This window comes from Paraburkholderia aromaticivorans (assembly GCF_012689525.1).
Classification (GTDB): Bacteria; Pseudomonadota; Gammaproteobacteria; order Burkholderiales; family Burkholderiaceae; genus Paraburkholderia; species Paraburkholderia aromaticivorans_A.
In genome coordinates this window covers 269,685-293,403 of sequence record NZ_CP051514.1, presented here as the reverse complement: position 1 = coordinate 293,403, position 23,719 = coordinate 269,685, and the positions used below count along the sequence as shown (strand labels likewise).

The window sequence follows — 23,719 nt, the reverse complement described above, 5'->3', positions numbered from 1 at the left end:
GCTAGGTAGCGATGCTATTCTCTAGCCACGTACGGACTGGGCGACCAATGCACGCACTACCCGTGCAATATAAGCAGATGGTTATCATGCCGGTCGCGTCACTGTCCGACCGCGGGGACGCCGCGACAGCGATCGTTACCAGCGCGGGCGGAAGACAACGAGCGCTCGGGCCATCTGGCTATTTTTCGACGGAGAAACCCGCGCGCAGATACGCCCTGCCGTATGCGAGATCTATCTCGACAAGGTAAAGGTGCGCCTGAGCCTTCGTTAAATCGTAGTTACGCGCGTCGCGTAGTTTCGGAACCGGAACGTAATCAGGCTACTTCGCGGCACTGCGTTGCCGACCCATGTCAGCGATTTGACCACGCCCGTGCGTCGAGGCCGGTCTCGATAAGTTCCCGCACGCTCTCGCGCGCATGTCGGGATGAATCGATAAGCCCGCCATCCGCGTAGTTCAGGCATAGCGCCGATGGACCGGCGGAAGCCGCCCGAAGCGTGCGCCGACAAACGAGGCGATTCCATGACGACACCCAATTTCCATCGCTGAATGCTTACGCCGGGCTTGGCGGCGCAACGTACGCGCAGACAGCACGGCGAGAACCGGTCATCGCGTTGGTAATGAAGTCGCTGGTAGCATGAACACGAATCCGGAAAAGATCGATGCAACACCCAGCCGTTCCGGCGACTTCAGCCGCCGATGTTCGGGCGCTCCTCGCCGAAGCGGGCGCATCTACAGAGTGCATTATCTGCGGATCGTCGGATTTTGGGCTCATGCATGAATATGCCGTCAGGGCGAAGAAATCGAAATCACCCGCGCACGGCAAGCTCATCGCTTTATCTGTTGATAAGCAGTCTTTAGTTTTGCAAAATAGCCTCTGTCAGTCAATGACTTACAGGAGCTTCTTGTACGTTCTCAATAACCCGGGGCGGGCGCCGGCATACTGCTCAAGCAGAGAGGCCGATGCGTTGTTCGAGGAAGTGAGGCAGAAGGGGAATTTGATCGCTGGATGATATCCGGTCAGTCAGGTAAGTCCCAGAACGAGATGTCCAGCTTGCGGCACGTCGTCTTTAGACTGGCATTACGGCAGTGAACGCGATGTTCGCGATCAGGTGAAAAAGCGCAAGATCAGTGGCGGCACGCGCAGCGAGCTCGGCCGGCATTGCCGCGACACGTTCGTGTGGAAGGACTATTTCTGGGCGCTTTGCCTGACCAAGGGAGACGAGGCGCCTATTATGGTGGGTGTCGCCGCGCTGAAAGGCCAGTGAGTGAGGGCGTGGAACCATGTCTCAGCGGGATCGATACTGGCGGCGCTGCCGTCGGTCATAATGTTCGTCGCCATGCAGCGGCACTTCTTTGCCGGGCTGACGTTCGGGGCAACGAAGTGCCAGGGCGATAACCTATTTGTGCAACCACGTGTCGATCTGGACCACGACGTAGTCCCCTACGATTTTTTGCAGGTGAGTCGTCGGATGATAAGCGTCGGCGAACATGTAGACGTTGTCAGCATGGGGGGAGACATACGTTGAGCGCGAGCAGAAGAGCGCGCTGGTGTTATCGGCTTGAAATGCCGGGGGCAGGTTTGCCGGCGCGCATGCTACGTTGGCGCCGATGCTCCCATCGAAGCGAAAACCAAGTTGGCGATAGTTCTTTGATACTTCATCAATGAACGTGAACGCGTCGATCCGCAGCACAGCCGGCGATGAAGGGAGCGCTTCATCCAGCGCGGTGTTGAATACCTGCGCCAGACGCCGAAGCACTTTTGCGGAGCCCGGCAGTTGCTGCTCGAGAAGGCTCGCGATCGGCGCCTTGCCGATGTCCGGTACGTTTTGTACAACGATACGTGTGGCGCCGTGTTGTTGCACATTGTGCACCAACTCCGCAAATTGTTGCGCGGCCTGTCTCAGCGAAGGTAGCACTGCCTGCAAAGAGGCGCCCGGATCGCCGCCGTTCGCAACCATTTCGGCCCATGTTCCATAGGCATCCTGAACGTCGTTGGCCCCGCCTTGCATCAGTACGAGTTGCTGGCCGGTGAAGCGTGTATGCGACTGAAGATAGGCGGCCACCTGTGAGGTTAGTGGAGTCTGTAACTCGCCGGTGTCGCCCGTTGCATCGCCGGGGTTCGGCGGCCCGGCGACTCGGGCGCCCCCTTGGGCGTAGCCAAATCCATCCGGATGAACGATGCTCGGTTGTCCGAAGCCGCCCGTCAACGCGGGCGTGAGGCCCGCCCCGTAATGTTCCGCGATAACCTGTACGGAGATAGCGCCCGGATTAGTGGTGTAGGTGCCGCCGCCGAATTGTCGGGCGTACGCGTAGGTGCCAACGTCCGAAAGACTGTCCCCAAACGAGACGACCTGCATGGGGCTTCGTTGCGGATCGGCAGAGTCGGCCGATGCGTTCGATGAATGGGACAAACTGATGACACTGCATGTCAACGCAAGGAACGCAAAACGACAGACTGTCTGCATGGGGCGCTCCGGGGTAGTATGGTGTATCGAAGAATAACCTTGCTGCGTGGTAAGCACTACCTCGTTGCATGATCGTTGCACGGGGGAACTGTGGGCAGTAACTCCATTTGCCGCCTTCGAAGTTACTCTCAAGTGTCAAGGATCGGCGTTGCGCTAAACGGGAGCTGGCGATAGATGCTTTGGATCCCGTTGGCACCGTCTTTGATCACCGCGAGTCGTGGCTGAGGGGTTCCGGCGTGCGTCTGGACACGCGAAACTAGGCGTTCGGTCAGACCGGCAACTCGCTTCGCACCCGCGCGACGACGCGCGGCTTCTCCCCAGGCACGGCAAAGACTTCCGGTGAGCATTTCGAAGCTCCTGGTTTCTGCCGTTCCCCTTCCCCGGACGAACCCTCCGTCGATCGCCAGGGTCCATTCGGTAGCGGGGTTCCGCGGTTGCGCGCCCGGCAGTTCATTGGCGTCAATCTGCGTGCCAACCCGCAACGTCCTGTTTGGCACCGTCACATGATTGATCCTTTCACTAACCGGGAGAAATTCGCGCATTGTCTCGACCACGCGTCGATAGGACATTTGCGCCGCGAGTTTCGCCTGCAGCGCCAACAGCTCCGGCGCTGCGCGCTCCGGTAGGATCGGCCATAGTGGGCAGAACGCTGTCTCCAGATACCAGGGCGGCTCACAGGCGCACGACACAATGGGTGGGCACGCTGCGGAAGCTGACGGTACCAAACACGGGATCGGCTTTGCGTTGCAGGTAGTCCTTTAGCGCCGTCTAGCGATAGCATCGTCGACAGATGCGCCGTCAGGCGCAAATCTCGTCCGCCTGGGCTGGGATCACCGCCTGTTGCAGGTTATGCAGCAGTTGCTTTCCGTCCGCCAATGACAGCCCAACAGATTCGGGATCGAGCATTTGGGCTGGCTGGTCGATGCGGCCCACCTCAATCGTATCTGCATCACCCCAGTCAGTAATCAGTTCGACGCGAACGACGATTTTCATCGCGGACCTCGGCGTAGGTACTGGCGAAGTTCAAGGCTAGTGCTGCCGGAAACCCCACGCTGTTTAACGCTTGCGGTTGACACCTGTACGGCTACCTGATGCGCCAGCAATCGTGCCCTGAGTGCAGCTATCAGCGACGCGGTCAGGACACACAGCAGGTTTATCTGGAGCGACGCGTGACCGTCGCCTTTTGAACCACGGTGATCTTGCCCGCGGTGCGGTAACGGTCCTGGCCTTGGCGGTGCGGGCTGCGTAGTAGTAGATTGGCTCAGCCACCTGCTTAACCACGTCAGCGCCTTGGCCTAACGAGCCTGCCAGGCCGACCGATAAACGATAACCAGCTTGTGCCAACCAACGTGACCCGCTGGTCGCCTCGACCAGCCCCGCCCGCCGCGTGCCGCCGCCGGTCGAGGCTCTGCGAAGAACAGGCTCACAACTGCGACTCGATCGGCAATAACCCGAGAAACCAGACTTCAATACGGCGCGCGGCCGACACCTCGGGCTCTGCATCCAGTTCAGTCGTCGTACCGTCCGCCGCAGTCTGAATCCACTTGAGCCGGCCCTGACCCGCTGCATCGGTCCTGATCTCCACATGCCACGCGATCCGATCTATTCTCGATTCCAGGTCCGTCGCCACCTCGGATGCAATGGCCGGACTTTCGCAATAGACACCGATCTCCGTGTTGAGCTTCAGCGAGCGCGGGTCGAGGTTCATCGAACCGATGAAGATGCCCTTTCGGTCGAACACATACGTCTTCGCGTGCAGCGACGCGCGCGAAGACCCGAACACAACCTGCTTCGAGATGCTCTGATCCCCGGCCGGCCGCCGCTCGTACAGTCGTACGCCGGCCTCGACGAGATCGCGCCGATAGCGCTGGTAACCGGCATGCACGGCAGCCACGTCGGTCGATGCGAGCGAGTTGGTCAGCACCGTCACGCGCACGCCGTGCGCGGTGAGCGCGCGAAGCCGCTCGACGCCGTCCTTGCCCGGCACGAAATACGGCGAAACGATCAGCAGTTCGTTCTCAGGCTGTAGCGCGAGCGCCCTCAGTTTCGGCATCAGGTGCCCCGCACTGTCGCTCGGCGCATGCGCAATCTTCGACGGATCGTCATACAGCACGGTTGCGTGCCCCCAGGAGAGTTCGGTGCCCTGGCCATGAATGATCTGGTCGAGCCATTGCTTCGCCTCGATTACGTACGGCGTGTTCTCCGCAGCCCGCACGTCGTCGCGCAATTTCTCGCGCTGCCTCTCCAGCCCGTCCGGCGCCGCGTCGTGGCCGACGAGCGCGTCGATCGGATATGCATACGGGGAATTCCAGAATGTGTCGAATTCAGTCGATACGTCGGTCACGACAGGACCGTGCACCACGACGTCGAGATCGCCAAAATCCAGCATCGACGATGCGCCGAAGTATTCGTCGCCGATGTTTCGGCCCCCGAGGATCGCGGCCTGGTTGTCCGCAATCATCGCCTTGTTGTGCATGCGCCGATTCACACGCGAGAACTCGAGCGCAGCACCGATCGTCTTGAACGTGCGGGTGGCGACCGGATTGAACAGCCGTATCTCGATGTTAGGATGCGAGCTGATCTCGAGCAGTTTCCGGTCATCCGCGTTCGTGCCGAGATCGTCGAGCAGTACACGTACCCGTACGCCTCGATCCGCCGCATGCATGACCGCGTCGGCCAGCTCGCTCCCGGTCAGGTCGTCGTGCCAGATGTAGTACTGGAGGTCGAGCGAACGGTCGGTGCGATCGGCGAGCAGCACGCGTGCGTCGAGCGCGTCGACCGGATCGCGCAGCAGATGAAACGCATCCTGGCCCGGGTGCGCCTCGGCCTGCGGACGGAACGCAATGCCAAGGCGCGTGTTTTCGGTGTCCGTGATCGCATGCGTCGGCTCGCGATTTGCCTGTGGCGGAAGACTGGCGCACGCAACCAGCGCCAGCAATGAAAGCATCGCACTCAACGAACGCAGCGTGACCATGATTGCCGTCCCCTCCTTGCGGATTCGAATCGCGCCCAGGTTTTCGTTCGGTTGGCTGCGATCTGGATCGCGCCAGACTCCAATCGGGATCAAGCAGGTGCGATACCGCCGGCAACTGCCCTGGCGGCCTGCGCCGCCCCAGAAAACCGTCGGTCCCAGACCGTGACCTGAGACATTGGCAAAAGCCATGGCTATCTCACGCGAGGTAAGCGCCAGTCCTGAAGGGGCTCACAGCCTGGGCGACCCAATCATCCACAGCCGGAGGCGGCGCAAGGCAGGCGTACAGTCAATGCCATGGCTGCCGGCCAGTCAGGTTACTGGCTCGCCAGCTTGCGCCGGACCATCAGGCAAAGCATCGCGTCACGTCGAACGGTTGCTGGTCGCGCAGCATGGAGTAACAGGCACGCGCGAGTTTATGGGCCACGGCCTTAAGTGCGACGATCCGGTTGGTCGCGCGCCGCCCTCAAATGGAAATTGCTCACATGGTGCCCCTGATCGTCAGCACGTGGGCTCGCTCAGGCTTCATGTCATCCGGCCTTAAGCCATTGAAGAATGCGTCGCCAGTCCTGCGGCGTCATGGCGCCGATCCAGTCGTCGTGACCGGCGGTGGGCAACAGCATGAGCCGGGCATGATCGTGTTCGCCGGCGAAACGTCGTGCATGCGCGACCGGAATCAACGCGTCCTGCTGCGCGCCGACGATGACGAGCGGCCCGTCGTAACGCGATACGGCAGCGACAGAATCAAAGATGTCGTGCAGCATCCAGGGCACCGGGAAGATCGGATACTTTTCCGCGGCCACATTGGCGAGCGAATCCCACGGCGTAATCAGCACGACGCCCGCGATCACCGGCTCGTTGCCCTTCACCACTTGCGATGCCATGCCCGCGCCTAGCGATTCGCCCACGAGGTAGACCGGCCCGTGCCATTGCGAGAGCGCGGCTGACAAGGCGTCACGCGATGCGACGAGCGCCGCCTTCATGGTCCGCTCACCTCGCCGCTTGCTGTGCCCCGGATACTCAACAATGACGACGCGATACCCGGCGCGCACGAATACATCGGCAAGCGGCAACTTGGTCTCCGCCGACTCTTCGTTGCCGTGATAGAGCACGAACGTGCCGCGGGGTTCCTGCTCCGTCGGCGTGACGACGTAACCCGCGTACACACCGTGCGCGTTCCACACGTCGATGTCGTCGCCCGCGTGTGTGACCGTGCGCAGATCGGCTGCATCGGGTACAGCTGGGAGCAGTAGGCGGTCCTGCATCAGATACAGGGCCAGCGCCCCGATCAGGTAGGCGACGACAGCGAAGCGTAAGGTATAGTCAAGCAGGCGCATGTGGTGTCTCGCTCGATAAACTTCATCAACCTCCGCGCCAGTATAAGGACAATCACCGCCGACTCGATGCGCCAACCGCCATGGCTCGGTTGCCGACGTTTTTTCCACCAGCGGCAGGGCCGCCCTGTCGGGACTTTGATTGACAAAGCGGGTACATCATCAAAGTGACTCGCTCAATCGCCGTTATAAGGGCTAAACGCCAATTTTTTGTAACATAAATGAAAGTAAAAAATTCCCGACGGTGGGCGTCGCGTGGCCGTAAGCGCTGGATTATCGCGGCGGCGGCACTCTTTACCGCCGCCCTCATCCGCTCGATACTTCATCCGCTGCTCGGCCCGATCATGCCGGGAACCGCCTTTCTTATCGCCGGCGTGCTCGTGGAGTACTACTGCGGTCTTGCGCCTGCAATCTGCGTGATACTGGCGGGTCTCGGTCTTGCCGATTACCTGTTCGTGCCGCCGTACGGACGCATCGACATCATCGATGCGTCGGATATCCGGCTGCTGGTCTCCTATCCGCTCATCACGATCGTTGTCATCACGCTGGTCGAGCGCATGAGACGCGCGCAGTATCGCGCCGAGCTGCTGTCGGCGGTGGCACACTCACGCTATGAAATACTGCTGCGTCGCGATAATGAACGCCTGCTCGCGCGTCGCGCCACGGATGAAATGCATCGGATGCTGCATCACATCGCGCAGCACAACCGTTCGCTCATTCTCATCAAGGCGCTCGATCCAGCGACGAGCGCACCGCCCGGCAGTTTCGTCGCGGCGGCGGCAACCTCAACATCTGGTGGAATCATCGACGACGAATCGTTTCATGCGGGCGTCGCTTACGGCGCCAGGCATTCGCAGGTGCATCAGGAAGATCTCGCGCGTGTGAGAGGCCGGCTGGTGCCGGGTCATCACCGCATGCGTTTTCTATCGGGCGGACAGCATTGGCGCGCAATCGAATGTGTGTGCGAACGCTTCACTACGCCATCGGGCGAATTTCTGATTCTGCGGGCGGAAGACTGACCATGAACGCGCCTCAATTTTCAAGCACCGAGGGCAACGATCACGCTGTCCTGCTTTTGCACGGCCTGTCGAGTTCTGCGCCCGAATTGCGGTTCCTTGCGCGCTTTCTTGCCGAAGAAGGCTTCGCGACCCACGCGCCGGAACTGCCTGGCTACAGCGCGGGCACCGGACATATGCCGATGGAACAGTGGATCAGCGCCGCCGTCGCCGAATTCGATGCGCTTGCCGCGCGACACCGGCACGTTTCGGTGTGTGGCCTCTCCATGGGCGCGACACTGGCCGCCGCCGTCGCGCAACAGCGTCCGGCCGCACGCGCCTTGCTGCTGCTGTCCATCACGCTCAATTACGACGGCTGGGCGATTCCCTGGTACCGGTTTCTGCTCGACTACGCCTATTACACGCCGATGCGCTCGCGCTACCGCTATCGTGAGCACGAGCCCTACGGCCTGCGCAACGAGGCGTTGCGCCTGAAGATCGCGCGCGCGATGCAGAGAGACAAAATCAGCGAAGTGGGACCCGCATCCATTGCGATGCCCGCGCTTCACGAAGCAAGCAGGCTTGCGGGCTCGGTGCGCAAGAAGCTGAAAAGCATCAGCACCGATTGCCTTATCATTCACGCGATTGACGACGAAACGTCCAGCCCGCATAACGCGCGCTTCGTCGCGGCAAATGTCGGGGCATCGTTTCTCCGCACCATCTGGCTCGACGATTCGTACCATATGATCACATCGGACAATGAACGCGAGGTCGTCGCACGGGAATGCGCGCTTTTCCTGTGCGAAAGCGCTGCGGCGTCGGTGTCCAGCAACACGCCGACGCCCGTCGTTTCACGCGCGCTCGCCCGGCGCCTGCGGCAGTTGGCAACCTTGGCGGCGAAACGATGAGGCCTGACATCGCATCGATCGGACGCCGCTGCATCGCGCTCGCTGCAAGCGCTTGTTGCACGGTGGGGATCGCCCACGCCGATGAACCGCAAACGGACAGCGACTGGAAAATCTCCATCGGGCCCGGCATGTACGTTTTCCCGAAGTTTCCCGGCTCCTCGCAGCTTCAGGTGCTTCCCTTTCCCCAGCAGGACATTTCATGGAAGGACCGCCTGTTTTCGCAGGGGCCGGATGTGCTCGGCATCAACGTGCTGCGAGCTGGGAACTATCACCTCGGTATGTCGGTGAGCTTCGACTTCCAGTCGAGATCGTCATCCGACGACGCGCGGCTCAGAGGACTGCCCGATGTGCACTATGGGCCGAAGCTGCGGCTCTTCGCCGATTACACGTGGTGGGCGTTCACTGGCGCGGTGGCGGCCTATCAGGACATCGCGGGAACCGGACAAGGCCTGACGGCCACGGCTGATCTGTTCGTATCAGCGCCGCTCGGCAACCTGCTCATTTCGATGGGCCCGGGCCTCACCTGGGGGAACGCGACCTATACGCACACCTTGTTCGGCATTACGCCACAGGAAAGCGCCGCAACCGGATTGCCGCATTACGACACGGCTTCCGGCTTGCGCGATTTTCACTTCAATACGAATGCCACTTACCAGATCAATCGGCACTGGTCGGCGAACGTCGCGGCCGTTGTGGGACGCCTCGAGCGTTATGCCGCCGGCAGTCCGATCACCGAACGCCGCCTTGACCTCAACGGCACGGCGTCCGTGCTGTACCGCTTCTAGCAGCGACAGTCTTTCGCGTGATCTCACAGGCCGGAATGTACCCGGTGAGCGCATTGTCCATTTTCATTCGAGAGGAAACAGCGAACGCAGTGTCAAGCACCATCTGTGCAACGTCCGTTGTGGGGTGCCCTTCTATGAGCAGGAAGTTGCCAATGCCTTTACGGGGCTGAGTCTGAAATCATAAGGTCCTTTCCGCCGGTTAGGGGGATGATCGTGCTGCAGTCCAATGTAGATCGCAGGTCCGAAGCTGATCGACGTTGGTTCATCTCACGAGCGCCACACGGCCGGCTTCAGGCAGGAGTGTGATGGTCTAATTTCCTCGGACAGGTCGATAGGAGGACAATCCGGAATCGACGAGGAAAAACGATAGATGACAAGAAGGCGCCGACAATTTGACACCAGCTTCAAGCTGGAAGTGGTACGGATGGTTCGAGACCAGGGCTTATCGGTCGGCGAAGTCTGCCGGTCGATGGACCTTGTAGAGACAGCCGTACGGCGCTGGGTGGCGCAGTATGATGCGGAGCGCGCTGGCGGCCCTGGCGTGGGCAAGCCGCTGACGGCGGAACAGCAGCGCATCCGGCAGCTTGAAGCTGAGAACCGGCAATTGAGAGAGGACAACTCGCTGTTAAAAAAAGCATCGGCCTTCTTTGCCCGGGAACTGAAGTGAGTTACCGCGTGGTGACTCACTTGCAACAGGAGGCCGTATCGGTCAGTCATGCCTGCCGGCTTTTGCAGGTGAGCCGCTCTGGCTATTATGAGCACCGGCGTGCGAAGCCGAGCGTAAAGAGCCTGCAGCAACAGACCCACGTCAAGGCAGCATTCGCCGCCAGCGGCGCGAGCTATGGCAGCCGGCGTGTGATGTATGCGCTGCGGGAACAGGGGCTACGTATGGGTCGTTACCGGGTGCGTACGCTGATGCGTGAAGCAGGTCTGCGTACGAGTTGGAAGCGCAAGTTCGTCTCGACGACCGACAGCAGGCATACGCTACCTGTGGCGGAGAATGTGCTCGACCGGCAGTTTGATGTTGCCGAGCCCAATCGCGCGTGGGTTTCAGACATCACCTACATCCGCACAGCGCAGGGCTGGCTGTATCTGGCGGTTGTGCTGGACCTGTACTCACGCAAGGTGGTCGGCTGGTCCATGGCGCCCACGATGCCCGCCGCACTGGTCATGTCGGCACTGACCATGGCACTACAGCAGCGCCGGCCAGCGCCCGGACTGCTGCTACATTCGGACAGGGGCAGCCAATACGCGAGCGATGAATACCAGGCCTTGCTCAGGCAGCATCACGTGGTTTGCAGCATGAGCCGCAAGGGAAATTGCTGGGACAACTCGGTGATGGAGCGGTTCTTCCTGAACCTGAAAATGGAGCGCGTATGGCAGCGTCAGTACGCCAACCACGATGAGGCACGGCGCGACATCAACCAGTACATCGTTGGCTTCTACAATGCCGTGCGCCTGCATTCAACTTTGGGCTATCTGTCGCCCGCTGCCTACGAGGCAAATCCGACAGTAAAAGAACCTATCTACCTGTCCGAAATAACTTGACCACTACAGGAGAACGCAAATTCGATTGCAACAGGTACTGGGCGACGTGGAATGCGCCTGTATGTTGGGCGAGCGCAATGCCGCGCGCTCTCCAACATACGCCCGCATATCGCCTCTTCCCAGTGTCAAGGGTTCGCTACGTCAGGCTTCGCCTGCCCTTGACCCAGTCATACACTCTCGCAAAAAAATGTGGAGGAAGTTGATCAACGATTCGCGAGCCTTGACAAATTACTGCTCACAGAAGGTAGCAGCGGCGCAGCAATGCGCTGCTGCTACCCAACCAGGATCATCGGGCGATCATACGCCGAACCAGGCCCATGATGGGTTTCAATGATTTCCGGTGTGCCCGCATCATCCTGTCAGTCATTGAGACGATGCATAGGATCAGGAAAGGCCGGATGAAGGACAACGGCGTTACCCGAACCGCTACTGCTCAGTTCTATTCGTTGGTGGCACAAGGGACACCTTGCCATCGCGGAATTTCTCGCCTCGCCGAACTTATCGCGACACAACCGCCCGGGCCATATTTGCCAGCGTCCCTTTTCTGCCAGAAGCGCGGCGGCACAGACTGGGGATTGCCCGCGTTTTCCGTCGACCAGGACTCGGGCTCAGGTCACGTCTACTAGCGACGGCTGGACGTCGGGGCTAGCGTGATCTACTGTTAGGGCAAGTCGAGCCGCGATAAGTCACCGATCTGTCTGCAAATTCCGCGCGCACGACGTGATTTCAGCCAGGAGTCCTCCGGATTGGTAGGGAATCCTTGCGGCATCACCAAGCCATGGTGTGGATGAATGCGAGCCCAGAGTCAGGCAGTAACCGGTCAGACGTAGCAAGAAAGGAGCGAACGTGCAGTTCTATCTGAATGGGTACAAGCCCGGCGACCCTGACATCCTCACGGCAGAGCTTCCCGACGCCGTCGACGTCCTGATCGTCGGTAGCGGTCCTGCTGGAGTCTTGCTGGCGGCACAACTTTCGACTTTCCCAGGCATCAGCACGCGACTCGTTGAGCGTCGCGACGGCGCGCTCCAGGTAGGTCAGGCCGACGGTGTTGCCTGCCGCACGGTTGAAATGTTCGACGCCTTCGGTCTGAGTGGGAAGCTCCTCCGCGAGGCCTACTGGGTGAACGAGACTGTCTTCTGGCGTCCGTCGAAGGTGGATCGCTCGCAGATCGAGCGTACCGGTCGCGTCCAGGATACCGAGGACGGTTTGTCGGAGTTCCCCCACCTCATCGTGAACCAGGCCCGCATGCAGAGGTACCTGCTCGACTACATGCGCAATTCGCCGACGCGGCTCGAGCCCAGCTATGGCGTGGAATTCGCAGACCTGAAGGTCGAGCCCAACGGCGAGCACCCGGTCGTGGTCGCGCTGCGCAAAGTGGGCAACGGCGCGGAGACTACGATTCGTGCCAAGTATGTTGTCGGCTGCGACGGAGCACGCAGCCGGGTGCGTGATTCGATTGGTGCCGTGCCGAGCGGCGACTTCGCGAATCACGCCTGGGGTGTCGTGGACATGCTTGCCGTCACTGATTTCCCGGACATCCGACTCAAGGCCGCGATTCAGTCTGCGGACGAGGGCAACATCCTCCTCATCCCGCGCGAAGGCGGTTACATGGTGCGACTCTACGTCGACCTTGGCGAGATTGATCCGAACAACCGTGAAGCCTTCCGTGAAAACACGCAGGAGAAGGTCATCGAGACCGCTCAGCGTGTGCTGCGCCCCTATACGCTCGACGTGAAAAGCGTGGCGTGGTTCGCGGTGTACCAGGTCGGCCAGCGCGTCACCGACCGTTTCGACGACGTCCCCGCGGACCAGACGGGCTCCCGCCTGCCGCGGGTCTTCATCGCCGGCGACGCCTGCCACACGCACAGCGCTAAAGCCGGCCAGGGCATGAACGTTTCAATGCAGGACGCCTTCAACCTCGGCTGGAAGCTGGCTTCGGTGCTCGAGGGACGTGCCAAACCGGAACTGCTGCGCACTTACACCGTCGAGCGCCATGCGATTGCCCAAGGCCTCATCGATTTCGACAAGGAATGGTCGAAAATCATGGCCTCGCCGCCGAAAGATCCGAACCGCCCGGAACTCGGCGGATTCGACCCGGCCGAGCTTCAGGACTACTTCGTGAAGTCGGGTCGTTATACGGCGGGTGTCGCGACGCATTACCCGCCAGCGACGGTTCTGACCGCCGAGGCGAGCGAGCAGCATCTCGCCAAGGGCTTCGTAGTCGGCATGCGCTTCCACTCCGCACCTGTTGTGCGCCTCGCCGACGTCAAGCCGGTGCACCTCGGGCACGCCGCCCGTGCAGATGGCGCCTGGCGCATTTTTGCCTTTGCCGACGCGAGCGGACGGCGACTGCGCGAGCTCGCGGCCTTCCTGGCAGAGTCTCCGAACTCTCCGATCCGCCGGTTCACCCCGGCAGGGGCGGACATCGACAGCGTGATCGACGTTCGCGCGGTCTTCCAGCAGGGGCCCCGCGACCTCAACATCGAAGAGCTACCGTCGATTCTGCTTCCGCGCAAGGGGCACTTCGGGCTTATCGACTACGAGAAGGCCTATTCCCCCGACCTCAAGAACGGTCCTGACATCTTCGACGTACGTGGCATCGACCGGGAGAGGGGCGCAATTGTGGTTGTCCGTCCCGATCAGTACGTTTCGAACGTACTCCGACTGGACGCACACGAAGAACTCACGGCATTCTTCGGAAGATTCCTGCTGGATCGTCAGTAGCTTCGGGATGCGAGAACTGTTCATCTTTCTCTCGATTTTCTATCGGTAGCCGCCTCATACTCACGGGCAGAACGAAGGGTGTCGGTCTGGGTTTAGCAAGTGAGCGGATCCGAGGGACGCGTCGATGGGGGCGGCAATGTCAGATTCGTCATCCGTGCGCCCGAGCGACGGCCACGCTCCATGAACGAATGCAGACCGGCGCTCAACTCAAGGAATTTCGCAAATACTATGACCACGGATTCCAATCTCGATGCGCGACGCCATCGCACGGTTGTATGGGTCGTGGCCCTCGCCACTGTGGGTCTGATATTCGACGGCTACGATCTCGTCGTGTACGGGACCGTCGTGTCGAAGTTCCTGCGCGACGCTTCGCAGATCGGGACCGTGACGCCGGCGACCGCGGGCGCGCTTGGCAGTTATGCGCTCGTCGGCGTCCTCGTCGGCGCACTGCTCGCGGGAAGCGTCGGCGACATCCTGGGGCGTCGCAAAGTGATGCTGTTCTCGTACGCATGGTTCTCGTTCGGGATGGGGCTCACCGCGATGACGACCACCACGACGATGTTTGGGTTGATGCGCTTCGTTACCGGTCTCGGCGTTGGCGCATTGGTGGCGACGACCGGCGCGCTCGTATCGGAATATGCGCCCAAAGGCCGAAAGAACCTTTGCAACGCCATAACGTATTCTGGGGTGCCGTTGGGAAGCTTGCTGGCGGCAATGCTGGCGATCCTGTGGTTGCAACACGTTGGCTGGCGCGGCATGTTCTGGATCGGCGCACTTCCCTTCGTCACGCTGCTGCCGCTGGCTTACTTCAAAATGCCGGAATCGGTGGCGTGGCTCGTCAGTCGTGGCCGTCTCGACGAGGCTCGCGCTATTTCGCAACAGACCGGTGTAGAGATTCCCGGGATCATGCCAAGCGCGGCCGGCGGCGTCCCGCCAGCCAGCGCGGGCAAAGCTGGGTTCGCGGGATTGTTCGTTTCTTATCTGTTTCCTACTTTGATTCTCGGCCTGATGAGTGCCACCGGACTTGTGCTCGTCTACTCACTCAACACGTGGCTGCCCGAGTTGATGCTGCGGGCCGGGTTCAACGCAAGGGGATCGCTGTCGTTCCTGTTGGTACTGAACGGCGGTGCAGTGATCGGCGCCCTGGCGGGCTCGCGTGTTGCGGACACGTTCGGGCCCAAGCCGGTTGTCGCGGCGTGCTTTCTGATCGGATCAATCTCGATCTCACTGCTTACTTTAAAAGTACCGCTCGGCGTACTGCTGACCGTGGTTGCGATCGTTGGGCTGGGCACCAGCGGCACGCAAACATTGATCTACGGCTTTGTCGCAAACTACTACCGCACCAATGTGCGGGGTGCTGGCGTTGCCTGGTGTGCCGGATTCGGGCGTCTTGGGGGCGTCGTTGGCCCGCTGCTGGGCGGCTTGCTGATCAGTATCGGGCTTGCACTCGATTCGATCTTTTATATTCTGGCGGCCGTCGGCATACTGGGTGTGCTTTTAACGCTGCTGGTGCCGAGCGCACGCGGTCCGCGCGAGTTGCCTTCGACGTCCATCGAACCGTCACTCCGGGCTAAGCCAGGCAAGCTCGCCAGTTCGGGCATCAAGAAGAGCTAAAGTCCGGAGACAGCAGCAGGTACGACCGCATCCTCGTGGCGATCGATGCGTCACCCACAGAAGGGAACAAGTCTGCGCAGATCCGTGCCGGGCAGATCGGTCGCATGACGGGTGCCGTTTATATCCTGTACGTCGCGAAGAGCCATATCGTATCCGGGGATATCACGGGTGGTGCGGGACTGGGCGTACGCTCCGCGGACGACGAAGCCGAGGATGCAGACCGCAACGCGGTCCAGGCGCTGGTAGAGTGGCTGTCGGAAGCGGGCGTCGAGGCGCACGGCGAAATCGTGAGCGCCACTACGCACGACGTCGCGAGCGTGATTTGCAACGAGCCAAGGAGCTCGACGTGGACCTGCAGGTGCCTGGTCATCAACACCACCGTGGTGCCAGCAATATGTTCCGCTCGAGCGTCGCCGACTGGATCATTCAACACCACCCGCCGTTTTCGATCCTATTGGCCCAACCTCCTCGCGGGCGCTGGCCGTGTGTCGCCAACGCAACGGCACCTTGTCACGAGTCGCAATGCCCATCGGATAGACGAGGAACGTGGAATCGTTCTCGATGCCGAACGGCATGCCGGCAAATAGACACCCGTTCAAGGATTGACGGGGCTTTATAGGTTGCCTTCAATGCGTCCAGTTGGTCCGTGGTGAGCAAGCTGTTGCTGCACTGTCTGTGCCCGTACATTTCGGCAGGGTGTCTGGTTGAAGTGACACTGCCGAGGCTCTGTGAGGAAGCTGTCGCCGGGCGCGCCTCCGTCTTTGCCTGCCCAAGCCGAAATCAGGCTCTTCGTGATCAAATCGAGCTTGCCCTGCGTTAGTTTGTTAGTTTTGCGCCTGGAGCATTGAGCGCCTTCAGTTTCCACAGCAACATAGCATTTAGGTGAGTGCGATTGTTTGCAGCCGCTCCGGCAAGAATCCCGTTGTAGTCTTTGGGATAGCGTTGAGCGATCGCCATCACCTGTTGGCCGCCCTTGGAACACCCTTGAAAACACGGGCGCGGCGCAGTTGGCGCAGCGGTGTAGTACGCCTGTACGAGCGCCTTGCCTGCCCCCGATCGGGGCGGCAGTAAGCGCAACCTGCAACGCCACTTCCCAGGATGAGCGGCCATGAGCCATCTCAATCTCGAATCTGACATCGCGGACATGGATGCTTTCTGCAAGCGTCTGATCGACACTACCTGTATCGAATTTTCGCTGTGCCCGCATCCTGAGCGGCATCGAACTGCACATGATCGCCGAGGACCAAATGGAGGGCCGTGGCGTCGGAAATACTCATGCCGAGCAGTTCTACTCATTGGCGGCATAAGTAATCCTCACTATACTGCCGTCTGTTCGCCATCTTGCCTTATCGCGACAGTACGTCCTCGAATGCCCCTAAAGCAGGATTCTGCGATAGTCGAAGTGCCGCGATGCTACGCTCGGTTCCTGCGTAGCCATCGGCGAGCCTTCCCAAAACGGGAGCGCCTATGCTTCACCACCTGCACGAATTCCAGCAAGCGCTTATGAGCCCGCTTACCGCTTGGGGCAAGACCGCATCGAAATCGTTTACGAACACGGTCGGCCCGTTTGCCTACACTTATCCACAGTTGCTGGTTCAAAAACCAGCGACCCGCCCCGTCAAGATTGGATCGGCAGATGGAGTGAACCTCTGAGGCTGGACCATGCAAAGTGCGCACCCCATCAAGCGGCCTGGTTTCCAGGCGAACACTGGTCCAGCCTCAAGGGTTCACTTCAAGGGGTGGGGGTGCGGCAATATTCAATCCGCACTGACACCATGGAGAACAGTATGAATACCGTTGCTCAATCGAAGGCGCGATACAAGGGCAACGATCGGCTGCTTTTCGGCATCATCATGGGCGTCATCGCGTTCTGGCTGTTTGCCCAGACGACGCTCAACATTGCGCCCGACATGAGCCGCGACCTCGGCATGGATGCGAGCCTGATGAACGTCGCGGTGGCCATCACCTCGCTGTTCTCGGGGATCTTCATCGTGGTGATAGGCGGACTAGCCGACCGTGTTGGCCGGCTGAAGATCACTCGCATCGGCTTTTACCTGAGCATCGCCGGCTCGCTGCTGGTGGCCATCACGCCGCAGGGCTGGCTGGCAGCACCGGTCCTGCTCGTGGGCCGCGCGTTGCAAGGCCTGTCGGCCGCCTGCATCATGCCGGCCAGTCTGGCGCTGGTGAAAGCTTTTTGGGACGGCCCCGAACGCCAGCGTGCCATCAGCATGTGGTCGATCGGTTCCTGGGGCGGGTCGGGCCTGTGCTCGCTGGCCGGTGGCCTGATGTCGCAGAACTTTGGCTGGCGCTCGATCTTCTGGGTGGCCATCGCGGTGAGCGTGCTCGGCCTGTGGATGATGCGCGGCGCGCCCGAGAGCAAGGCCGAAACCAGGGGCGAGTACAAGTTCGACCTGTCTGGCGTGCTTGCTTTCATGGTCACTATGGTGGCACTGCAGGTGCTGGTGACGCAGGGCAACAAGTTGGGCTGGACCAGCCCGACTGGCCTGGGTCTGCTGGCGGCAACGGTGGTGTTCGGCTGGCTGTTTTTCCGCATCGAAGACAAGGCGTCCAATGCGTTCTTCGACTTCAGTCTGTTCAAGAACGCGACCTACGCCGGCGCGACGATCTCCAACTTCCTGGTCAACGGGACTGCCGGCACGCTGATCGTGTCGCTGCAACTGGTGCAGCTAGGCGGCAACATGAACGCCCAACAGGCCGGCTTTCTGACGCTGGGTTACGCGATTGCCATCATCGCCTTCATCCGCGTGGGCGAGAAGCTGCTGCAACGCTTCGGGCCGCGCAAGCCGATGATCTGGGGCTGCCTGATCACGGGCCTGGCGATTCTGATGGTGTCGCCCGCCAACCTGCTGCTGTCGGACTACAAGATCCTCGCGAGCGTCGGCTACACGCTGTTCGGTGTCGGTCTGGCGTTCTATGCCACCCCCTCGACCGATGCCGCGTTATCGAACCTGCCGGCTGCCCAGGCGGGGTCGGGTTCGGGCATCTACAAGATGGCATCGTCGCTCGGCGCCGCCTTTGGCGTGGCGATTTCCGCCGCCATTTTCACCGCGTTCCGCAGCAACAGCGCGAGCGTGAACTGGCTTGATGGCGTGATCACCTTCGTTGGCCGCCAGGACAACCTGGCCGTGCGGGAGGCCGCCATCATTGCGCTGGGTTTCAACGTGCTGATGGTAGCGATGGCCATCATCTCGATCATGCTCACGGTGCCCAAGGGGAAAGCGCAGGCCTGAATGTGCAATCCTCATATCAAGCGCCGACTACCTGCCTCAAGCGCGCTTTCTGTCGGGCTTCTTTCAACTTTACTTCGTCACTTCTGGATCTGTCATGAATGCCCTCACGCAAGCCCTCGCCTCCGCCGAACCAACCCTGATCATCAAACTCGAAGCTCTATACAAGGACTTCCATCAGCATCCCGAGTTGTCCATGGAGGAAGTCCGCACGGCCAGGATCGTCGCCGACGCGATGCAGGGTTTCGGCTACGAGGTGACGCGCAACGTCGGCGCGACCGGCGTCGTCTGCGTGATGGAGAACGGCGCCGGACCGACCGTGATGCTGCGCGCCGACATGGACGCGCTTCCAATGGCCGAGAACACCGGGCTGCCGTATGCCAGCACCGTGACGGCGCGCGACGCGGACGGCGTCACGGTCGGCGTTGCGCACACGTGCGGCCACGACATGCACGTGACCTGGATGATAGGCGCCGCGCGCATCCTGTCCGCGAATCGCTCCGCCTGGCACGGCACGCTGATGATCGTGTTCCAGCCAGGCGAGGAAACGGCCGAGGGCGCGAACGCCATGGTGCGCGACTGGGGAGAGGGCCGCTTTCCGAAGCCCGACATCATCCTCGGTCAGCACGTGATGGTCGGTCCGGCCGGCACCGTGAACTACCGTCCGGGCGTCACGCTGTCGGCCGGAGACAGCCTGAAGATCCAGCTGTTCGGGCGCGGCTCGCACGGCTCGCAGCCGCAAACCTCGATTGATCCGGTGATCATGGCCGCCGCGACCACACTGCGCCTGCAGACCATCGTCTCGCGAGAGATTGCGCCTTCTGAGCCGGCGGTGCTCACGATCGGCTCGCTGCAAGCCGGCACCAAGGAAAACATCATCCCCGACGATGCCACGATCAAGCTGAATATGCGCACCTTCAACGAGGACACGCGCGAGTACATGCTCAAGTCGATCCGCCGTATCTGCTGCGCCGAATGCGACGCCTCGGGCGCCGAGCGCCCGCCCGAGTTCACCACGATCAACAGCTACCCGCTGACCGAAAACGACCTGGTCGCGACGCAAAAAGTGGCGCAGGCTTTCAGCCACCAGTTTGGCGAGAACGCCTCGCTGGCGCCCAGTCCGGCGGCGGCCAGCGAGGACTTCAGTATCTTCGGCCGCACCTGGGGCGTCCCCTATGTGTTCTGGTTCGTCGGCGGCACCGACCCGGAGGTTTATGCCAAAGCCAAACAGGAAAAGACCGTCAACAAGATCCCCAGCAACCACTCGCCGAAGTTCGCGCCGCAGATTCACCCGACGCTCGAGACCGGCTTGCAGGCCATGCTGACCGCCGCCAGCGCGTGGCTATGCCCCGGCGCCGCGTCCTGAGACGCAGGGCGAAACGGATATCGCGATCCCGCAAATCAGCGAATTGAGCGCGGGGCGTGGTTCAAACCTGCGTTACACACGAGGTGTCAAAGGGCGTGGCGCGAGATAATAGTGCCCCATTTTTCATCGCGACGTCCCATTGAAGCTATCCGCCTGCGCTGCAACCGTGAAGCTGGCCGCCAACAAGTGCAAGATAATCGCCGTGCGGGCCCTGGCGGGCACCGAACCGGTCAGCACGCTGGCCGCGCGGCACGGCGTGAGCCGCCCGCTCGCCTACCGGCAGATGCACAAGGCCAGCGCCGCGCTGGATGAGCTTTTCTCGCCGGCGCAGACGAGAGCGTGCAAATCTATGGCCCACGCCATTGTTGCAACGCTGATCTTCGATGGCGAGTTGGCTTGCCTAAATCTATTCGGCGTCGTTGTGGGGACTGCTCCCCGCGCCACGATGAGATTCGCGCCTGAGGATCCTTATCACGAGGAACGCATCAAGTCCTAAATCAGAGAGAATATTTCCGATTCAGGACTGACTGTCGCGAAGCTCGCCGGAGCCCTTGATATATCGGTCAGCTCGCTCGATCGCGAAGCCGCATCTGTCTCCTAAATGATTTGGCAAGAGCGGCATATGGCGGCCCGCACAGCGCTGCAAGACCGCTCGTGCGCGGGAAAGAGCATTAAGGAAATTGCCTTCGATTGGGGCTTCTCCGACTCCGCACATTTCAGCCACATTTTCAATGAATTGGGCGGCCTTCTGGAAGACCGTTGGTATAGCGAAACCCGAAACTGGCTGACCTATTCGGCCAGCAATGATTGCCCGGATTCATCGACAATATTCATTCAGCACGAGGTGACATGCCTGCGCCGTGATCCCTAACGGTTTATCCGAACACCATGGTCGCGCTCCGTTGCCGTCCAAGGTATCAAGCAACGCTCAGTCCCACCCATCTGCGGACCGTGGATAAGATCAAGGCACTGGAAAGAGATGGCTACATCACGAGATCGTAGAATGCCCAGCGACCGCGTATGCCGACCGCAGGTAGAAAAACGGATTGCCAGCAATGACGTGCCCACGACCGCGACTATCGACAAAGGCGAGACGACGCGCCGTGGAAATGCGGGCCCTCTGCGTTATAGCGTCGCAAACGCTTTAGCGTGGCAGCGCCGTTCGGCAGTTCGGCCGCTCGTCGACCGACAATTTGATAGCATCAATGCGTCCGCTGGCTTGGAATCGGGTCTACTTCTGCGCGGAAATCTGCTTTGCCCGGATCAGCCGCGCCCGCAGCACATTTCGACTGATGCCCAACATTCTCGCTGTCTGGATCTGATTCCGGTAGCAGAAGTCGAACGCCACTCGCATCACCGTGTCTTCAATCTGCTCGAACAGGTTGCCCTCGACGTTGTCAAAAAGATTGCGGAGCGCCTCCGCCAGTCTCTCGATAGGCGTGGATGATGTGGCTTCACTGATTGTCCGTCGCGCGGACTGAATCCCGAACGACGACATCTGCAGATCGCCCTCACCCAGCGAATCGCTGCGGCACACCAGCAACGCATAGTGAATGACATTCTCGAGCTCCCGGATGTTGCCGGGCCAACTGTGTTCGACCAGCTTTCGTTCCGCGCGCGGTTCGATGTCGACAGGACCATAACCGAGCCGATTTCGGTACTCTTCAATGAAATACCTCGCCAACGGCAGAATATCGCCGGGGCGATCACGCAGCGTCGGAACAGCCAGATGCACCACGTTCAAACGATAAAAGAGATCCTCGCGGAAATGGCCCGCCGCCACCGCGTCCTGCAGATGCACGTTGGTGGCTGCCAGCACGCGCACGTCGATAGGAATGCTGCTGCGCGAGCCGAGCCGCACGATCTCGCGCTCCTGCAGCACACGCAGCAGCTTGACCTGCATGGAAAGCGGCAGGTCGCCTATCTCGTCCAGAAACAACGTTCCACCGTTTGCGGCTTCGAACCACCCGGGCTTGGCGGAGAACGCGCCGGTGAATGCCCCTTTCTCGTGACCGAACAACTCGCTTTCGACCAGCGACTCGGAGAACGCCCCGCAATTGACGGCCACAAATGGGCCATTGCGGCGTTCACTGAGGTTATGAACATGGCGTGCAATCAGTTCTTTGCCTGTGCCTGTTTCACCAATGACCAATACATTGGCGTCGCTCGGTGCCACCATGCGAATCCGGTCGAGAAGCGCCAGTGATTGCGGGTCGGCAAACACCTGGGCACTGGCACGGATCGACGTGCTCAACGCGCGCTTGCCGGGCAGTGTCAACAAGGGCGGCGATGCCACTTGCGCGAACTCTGAACGATCCGGTAACACGTGATTGAGTGAAGAGTTCATGAGTAGAAGCTCGGCGTCGGATATCGTTGTGTTAGTGTCCATTCGCCGATTTCGCGAAGCTTGTAGGCGAGAGGATCGTGCAGCGTATGGGTGCGTAAGTTCCGCCAGTGACGGTCGAGCCGCAGCGCGCCATGCGTCGCGCGCGCTCCCGCCACATCGAACATGCGGGTACAGATGCTGAGCCCGGTTTCTGTGGCAGCGACCTTCGCCGTTGCGATAGCGAGCGCCACCTCACCGCGCTCAGCTTCGGTGAGCGCCGCGCCCCGGTTCCACGCGGTGTCGAAACGTTCTGCCGCGCGGTCGGTCAACACCCGGGCGGCTTCCAGTCCCACCCAGAATTCACCGAACTGACCGAGTACATACGGATCTTCAGCGGTCTTTTCCACTCTGGCCGCATGCCACGGACGCGCTTCACGAAGCGTGTAGTGGCGGGCGTCGTTGAACGCACTTTCGCCGATGCTGAGATAGATATTCGTCAGGATCAGTTGTGCGAGCAAGGGACGCAAGCAGGCAAACGGTGTCGACAACGGACCCGGATCGGCAAGAATTTCGTGATTCTCCACGCGCACTTTTTCGAACGTCACGGTGCCGCTGTCCGTTTGCCGCTGGCCCATGTTTTCCCAGTCCTGCGCGACAGAAATGCCTGAGCGCCCTGTCGGCACCGCCGCGATAAGTAACGTACCGGTGTCCGCGTCACGCGCCGACGCTATCAGCATTTCAGAATCGAGAGCACCGGAACAGAAGCTCTTCTGTCCACTAAATTCCCGCCAATCCTGATGCGACCGGCTGATCGCCCGCTCGTCGAGCGGATTCAACGCGTTGCCCCAGAACCATTGCCGACGGGCGGTCTGCTCAAACCACGCACTCCACTGTTCCGTCGAACCGAACAGCCGCACAGTCGCCAGCATCAGATGATGAAAGCCGAAGACATGCCCGATTGAGCTATCGGCTCTGCCAAGTGTGCGCACCACGTCCATCGTCAGGCGCCAGTTGGCCCCAAAGCCGCCATACGCCTCTGGAATGCTCAACGCGAGCAATCCGCTGGCACGCAAGGCGTCTCGCTCGGTTTTCGGCGTTCCGCCCTGCGCATCACGCTCGGCGGCCGTTGCGGCAAATGCCGCCGCGAGCCGGTGCGCAATCTGCTGCGGCGATCCATTTGTCAATGTTGCGTCTGGGAGCATCTGCCGGGAAGCCAGAGCATCCCGCAGTACATAGGTCGAATTCATATGGGCAAGGACAGTCGCTCCGCCAGGCGGGCATGGTCCATCATCTGTTGACGGACGGAAGTTGAACTGCTTCAAAGAGGGATGCTTCCTGAGAAGCGTATTCTGACCATCTGCCGGGATTTCTGAAGCAATTTGTTCGGGTAACCAAAGTCCAATTGCTTCTTTGGCAGCAACATCGTTACGGATG

General features: G+C 60.7%; 21 protein-coding genes and 4 pseudogenes. 16 read left to right on the top strand and 9 right to left on the bottom strand.

Going from position 1 to position 23,719, the window contains the following annotated elements; all coding sequences use genetic code 11:
- Window positions 1-660 precede the first annotated feature (660 nt).
- Window positions 661-1,011 carry a hypothetical protein gene (locus tag HF916_RS01325; protein ID WP_168787530.1) on the top strand — a complete coding sequence of 117 codons (351 nt, stop codon included), beginning with the start codon at window positions 661-663 and terminating at the stop codon, window positions 1,009-1,011.
- Window positions 1,012-1,170: 159 nt separating this feature from the next.
- A pseudogene (locus HF916_RS01320) lies at window positions 1,171-1,383 on the top strand (carbohydrate ABC transporter permease); the annotation flags it as partial.
- Between the two features lie 15 nt (window positions 1,384-1,398).
- Here the strand turns inward: HF916_RS01320 and HF916_RS01315 are convergent.
- The 6 genes and pseudogenes from HF916_RS01315 to HF916_RS01300 form a co-directional block, all read right to left on the bottom strand.
- Window positions 1,399-2,466: an SGNH/GDSL hydrolase family protein gene (locus tag HF916_RS01315; protein WP_168787529.1), complete on the bottom strand. Its 1,068-nt coding sequence runs from the start codon at window positions 2,464-2,466 to the stop codon at window positions 1,399-1,401.
- Between the two features lie 128 nt (window positions 2,467-2,594).
- Window positions 2,595-3,065 (bottom strand): hypothetical protein, encoded by a 471-nt coding sequence (locus HF916_RS49725; protein WP_206001755.1) that lies wholly within the window; start codon window positions 3,063-3,065, stop codon window positions 2,595-2,597.
- 199 nt (window positions 3,066-3,264) lie between these two features.
- Window positions 3,265-3,459 carry a hypothetical protein gene (locus HF916_RS01310; RefSeq protein ID WP_168787528.1) on the bottom strand — a complete coding sequence of 65 codons (195 nt, stop codon included), beginning with the start codon at window positions 3,457-3,459 and terminating at the stop codon, window positions 3,265-3,267.
- 430 nt (window positions 3,460-3,889) lie between these two features.
- Entirely contained in the window at window positions 3,890-5,440 is a 1,551-nt protein-coding gene (locus tag HF916_RS01305) for a phospholipase D family protein (protein WP_168788943.1), read from the bottom strand.
- A 343-nt stretch (window positions 5,441-5,783) separates the two neighbouring features.
- A pseudogene (locus HF916_RS51835) lies at window positions 5,784-5,891 on the bottom strand (IS110 family transposase); the annotation flags it as partial.
- A 76-nt stretch (window positions 5,892-5,967) separates the two neighbouring features.
- Window positions 5,968-6,774, bottom strand: a complete 807-nt coding sequence (locus HF916_RS01300) for an alpha/beta hydrolase (protein WP_168787527.1) — start codon at window positions 6,772-6,774, stop codon at window positions 5,968-5,970.
- Window positions 6,775-6,992: 218 nt separating this feature from the next.
- Between HF916_RS01300 and HF916_RS01295 the strand changes: the two genes are divergently transcribed.
- The 8 genes and pseudogenes from HF916_RS01295 to HF916_RS01265 all read left to right on the top strand — a co-directional run bounded on the left by HF916_RS01295 (window position 6,993) and on the right by HF916_RS01265 (window position 15,932).
- Window positions 6,993-7,790 (top strand): DUF4118 domain-containing protein, encoded by a 798-nt coding sequence (locus tag HF916_RS01295; RefSeq protein WP_168787526.1) that lies wholly within the window; start codon window positions 6,993-6,995, stop codon window positions 7,788-7,790.
- Window positions 7,791-7,792: 2 nt separating this feature from the next.
- Window positions 7,793-8,674 (top strand): alpha/beta hydrolase, encoded by an 882-nt coding sequence (locus tag HF916_RS01290; RefSeq protein WP_168787525.1) that lies wholly within the window; start codon window positions 7,793-7,795, stop codon window positions 8,672-8,674.
- Window positions 8,671-9,459 (top strand): MipA/OmpV family protein, encoded by a 789-nt coding sequence (locus HF916_RS01285; protein WP_168787524.1) that lies wholly within the window; start codon window positions 8,671-8,673, stop codon window positions 9,457-9,459. The genes HF916_RS01290 and HF916_RS01285 overlap by 4 nt, the downstream gene beginning before the upstream one ends.
- A 370-nt stretch (window positions 9,460-9,829) precedes the next feature.
- Window positions 9,830-11,007, top strand: a protein-coding gene (locus HF916_RS01280) for an IS3 family transposase (RefSeq protein WP_168787523.1) whose coding sequence is annotated in 2 segments (ribosomal slippage) — window positions 9,830-10,097 and window positions 10,097-11,007 — 1,179 coding nt in all. Because the reading frame shifts where the segments join, the coding sequence is not laid out codon by codon here.
- Window positions 11,008-11,288: 281 nt separating this feature from the next.
- Window positions 11,289-11,462 (top strand): annotated as a pseudogene (locus HF916_RS49720) (IS6 family transposase); the annotation flags it as partial.
- Window positions 11,463-11,853: 391 nt separating this feature from the next.
- On the top strand, window positions 11,854-13,731 hold the full coding sequence (locus HF916_RS01275; RefSeq protein ID WP_168787522.1) for an FAD-binding monooxygenase: 1,878 nt from the start codon (window positions 11,854-11,856) through the stop codon (window positions 13,729-13,731).
- Window positions 13,732-13,959: 228 nt separating this feature from the next.
- Window positions 13,960-15,345 (top strand): MFS transporter, encoded by a 1,386-nt coding sequence (locus tag HF916_RS01270; protein WP_168787521.1) that lies wholly within the window; start codon window positions 13,960-13,962, stop codon window positions 15,343-15,345.
- A gap of 35 nt (window positions 15,346-15,380) precedes the next feature.
- Complete coding sequence (locus HF916_RS01265; RefSeq protein ID WP_168787520.1) at window positions 15,381-15,932, top strand: hypothetical protein; 552 nt, start codon at window positions 15,381-15,383, stop codon at window positions 15,930-15,932.
- Window positions 15,933-16,161: 229 nt separating this feature from the next.
- Here the strand turns inward: HF916_RS01265 and HF916_RS51830 are convergent, their stop codons facing one another.
- Window positions 16,162-16,455, bottom strand: coding sequence for a tannase/feruloyl esterase family alpha/beta hydrolase (locus HF916_RS51830; protein ID WP_206001754.1), 294 nt, complete (start codon window positions 16,453-16,455; stop codon window positions 16,162-16,164).
- Between the two features lie 80 nt (window positions 16,456-16,535).
- Between HF916_RS51830 and HF916_RS49710 the strand changes: the two are divergent.
- From HF916_RS49710 to HF916_RS01235, 6 genes and pseudogenes are all read left to right on the top strand, one after another.
- A pseudogene (locus HF916_RS49710) lies at window positions 16,536-16,652 on the top strand (IS6 family transposase); the annotation flags it as partial.
- Between the two features lie 160 nt (window positions 16,653-16,812).
- Complete coding sequence (locus HF916_RS01255) at window positions 16,813-16,998, top strand: hypothetical protein (protein ID WP_168787311.1); 186 nt, start codon at window positions 16,813-16,815, stop codon at window positions 16,996-16,998.
- Between the two features lie 134 nt (window positions 16,999-17,132).
- Window positions 17,133-18,596, top strand: a complete 1,464-nt coding sequence (locus HF916_RS01250) for an MFS transporter (protein WP_168787518.1) — start codon at window positions 17,133-17,135, stop codon at window positions 18,594-18,596.
- Between the two features lie 94 nt (window positions 18,597-18,690).
- Window positions 18,691-19,959 carry a M20 family metallopeptidase gene (locus HF916_RS01245; RefSeq protein ID WP_168787517.1) on the top strand — a complete coding sequence of 423 codons (1,269 nt, stop codon included), beginning with the start codon at window positions 18,691-18,693 and terminating at the stop codon, window positions 19,957-19,959.
- A gap of 166 nt (window positions 19,960-20,125) precedes the next feature.
- Complete coding sequence (locus HF916_RS01240) at window positions 20,126-20,455, top strand: hypothetical protein (RefSeq protein ID WP_168787310.1); 330 nt, start codon at window positions 20,126-20,128, stop codon at window positions 20,453-20,455.
- Between the two features lie 126 nt (window positions 20,456-20,581).
- Window positions 20,582-20,830: an AraC family transcriptional regulator gene (locus HF916_RS01235; protein WP_168787516.1), complete on the top strand. Its 249-nt coding sequence runs from the start codon at window positions 20,582-20,584 to the stop codon at window positions 20,828-20,830.
- Window positions 20,831-21,190: 360 nt separating this feature from the next.
- Here the strand turns inward: HF916_RS01235 and HF916_RS01230 are convergent, their stop codons facing one another.
- Together HF916_RS01230 and HF916_RS01225 are read right to left on the bottom strand one after the other, a co-directional pair.
- The gene (locus HF916_RS01230) at window positions 21,191-22,306 is read right to left on the bottom strand and encodes a sigma-54 interaction domain-containing protein (protein ID WP_168787515.1); all 1,116 of its coding nucleotides are present in this window, start codon (window positions 22,304-22,306) and stop codon (window positions 21,191-21,193) included.
- Window positions 22,303-23,487, bottom strand: a complete 1,185-nt coding sequence (locus tag HF916_RS01225) for an acyl-CoA dehydrogenase family protein (RefSeq protein WP_240975281.1) — start codon at window positions 23,485-23,487, stop codon at window positions 22,303-22,305. Before HF916_RS01225 ends, HF916_RS01230 begins: the two co-directional genes overlap by 4 nt.
- Between the last annotated feature and the right edge of the window lie 232 nt (window positions 23,488-23,719).

What these genes read in the sequence shown, in the direction of transcription:
- HF916_RS01325 (WP_168787530.1), top strand. Translation starts at nt 661, where the DNA reads ATGCAACACCCAGCCGTTCCGGCGACTTCAGCCGCCGATGTTCGGGCG.
- HF916_RS01315 (WP_168787529.1), bottom strand. Translation starts at nt 2,466, where the DNA reads ATGCAGACAGTCTGTCGTTTTGCGTTCCTTGCGTTGACATGCAGTGTC.
- HF916_RS01310 (WP_168787528.1), bottom strand. Translation starts at nt 3,459, where the DNA reads ATGAAAATCGTCGTTCGCGTCGAACTGATTACTGACTGGGGTGATGCA.
- HF916_RS01305 (WP_168788943.1), bottom strand. Translation starts at nt 5,440, where the DNA reads ATGGTCACGCTGCGTTCGTTGAGTGCGATGCTTTCATTGCTGGCGCTG.
- HF916_RS01300 (WP_168787527.1), bottom strand. Translation starts at nt 6,774, where the DNA reads ATGCGCCTGCTTGACTATACCTTACGCTTCGCTGTCGTCGCCTACCTG.
- HF916_RS01295 (WP_168787526.1), top strand. Translation starts at nt 6,993, where the DNA reads ATGAAAGTAAAAAATTCCCGACGGTGGGCGTCGCGTGGCCGTAAGCGC.
- HF916_RS01290 (WP_168787525.1), top strand. Translation starts at nt 7,793, where the DNA reads ATGAACGCGCCTCAATTTTCAAGCACCGAGGGCAACGATCACGCTGTC.
- HF916_RS01285 (WP_168787524.1), top strand. Translation starts at nt 8,671, where the DNA reads ATGAGGCCTGACATCGCATCGATCGGACGCCGCTGCATCGCGCTCGCT.
- HF916_RS01270 (WP_168787521.1), top strand. Translation starts at nt 13,960, where the DNA reads ATGACCACGGATTCCAATCTCGATGCGCGACGCCATCGCACGGTTGTA.
- HF916_RS51830 (WP_206001754.1), bottom strand. Translation starts at nt 16,455, where the DNA reads ATGGCCGCTCATCCTGGGAAGTGGCGTTGCAGGTTGCGCTTACTGCCG.
- HF916_RS01255 (WP_168787311.1), top strand. Translation starts at nt 16,813, where the DNA reads ATGCTTCACCACCTGCACGAATTCCAGCAAGCGCTTATGAGCCCGCTT.
- HF916_RS01250 (WP_168787518.1), top strand. Translation starts at nt 17,133, where the DNA reads ATGAATACCGTTGCTCAATCGAAGGCGCGATACAAGGGCAACGATCGG.
- HF916_RS01245 (WP_168787517.1), top strand. Translation starts at nt 18,691, where the DNA reads ATGAATGCCCTCACGCAAGCCCTCGCCTCCGCCGAACCAACCCTGATC.
- HF916_RS01235 (WP_168787516.1), top strand. Translation starts at nt 20,582, where the DNA reads ATGGCGGCCCGCACAGCGCTGCAAGACCGCTCGTGCGCGGGAAAGAGC.
- HF916_RS01230 (WP_168787515.1), bottom strand. Translation starts at nt 22,306, where the DNA reads ATGAACTCTTCACTCAATCACGTGTTACCGGATCGTTCAGAGTTCGCG.
- HF916_RS01225 (WP_240975281.1), bottom strand. Translation starts at nt 23,487, where the DNA reads ATGCTCCCAGACGCAACATTGACAAATGGATCGCCGCAGCAGATTGCG.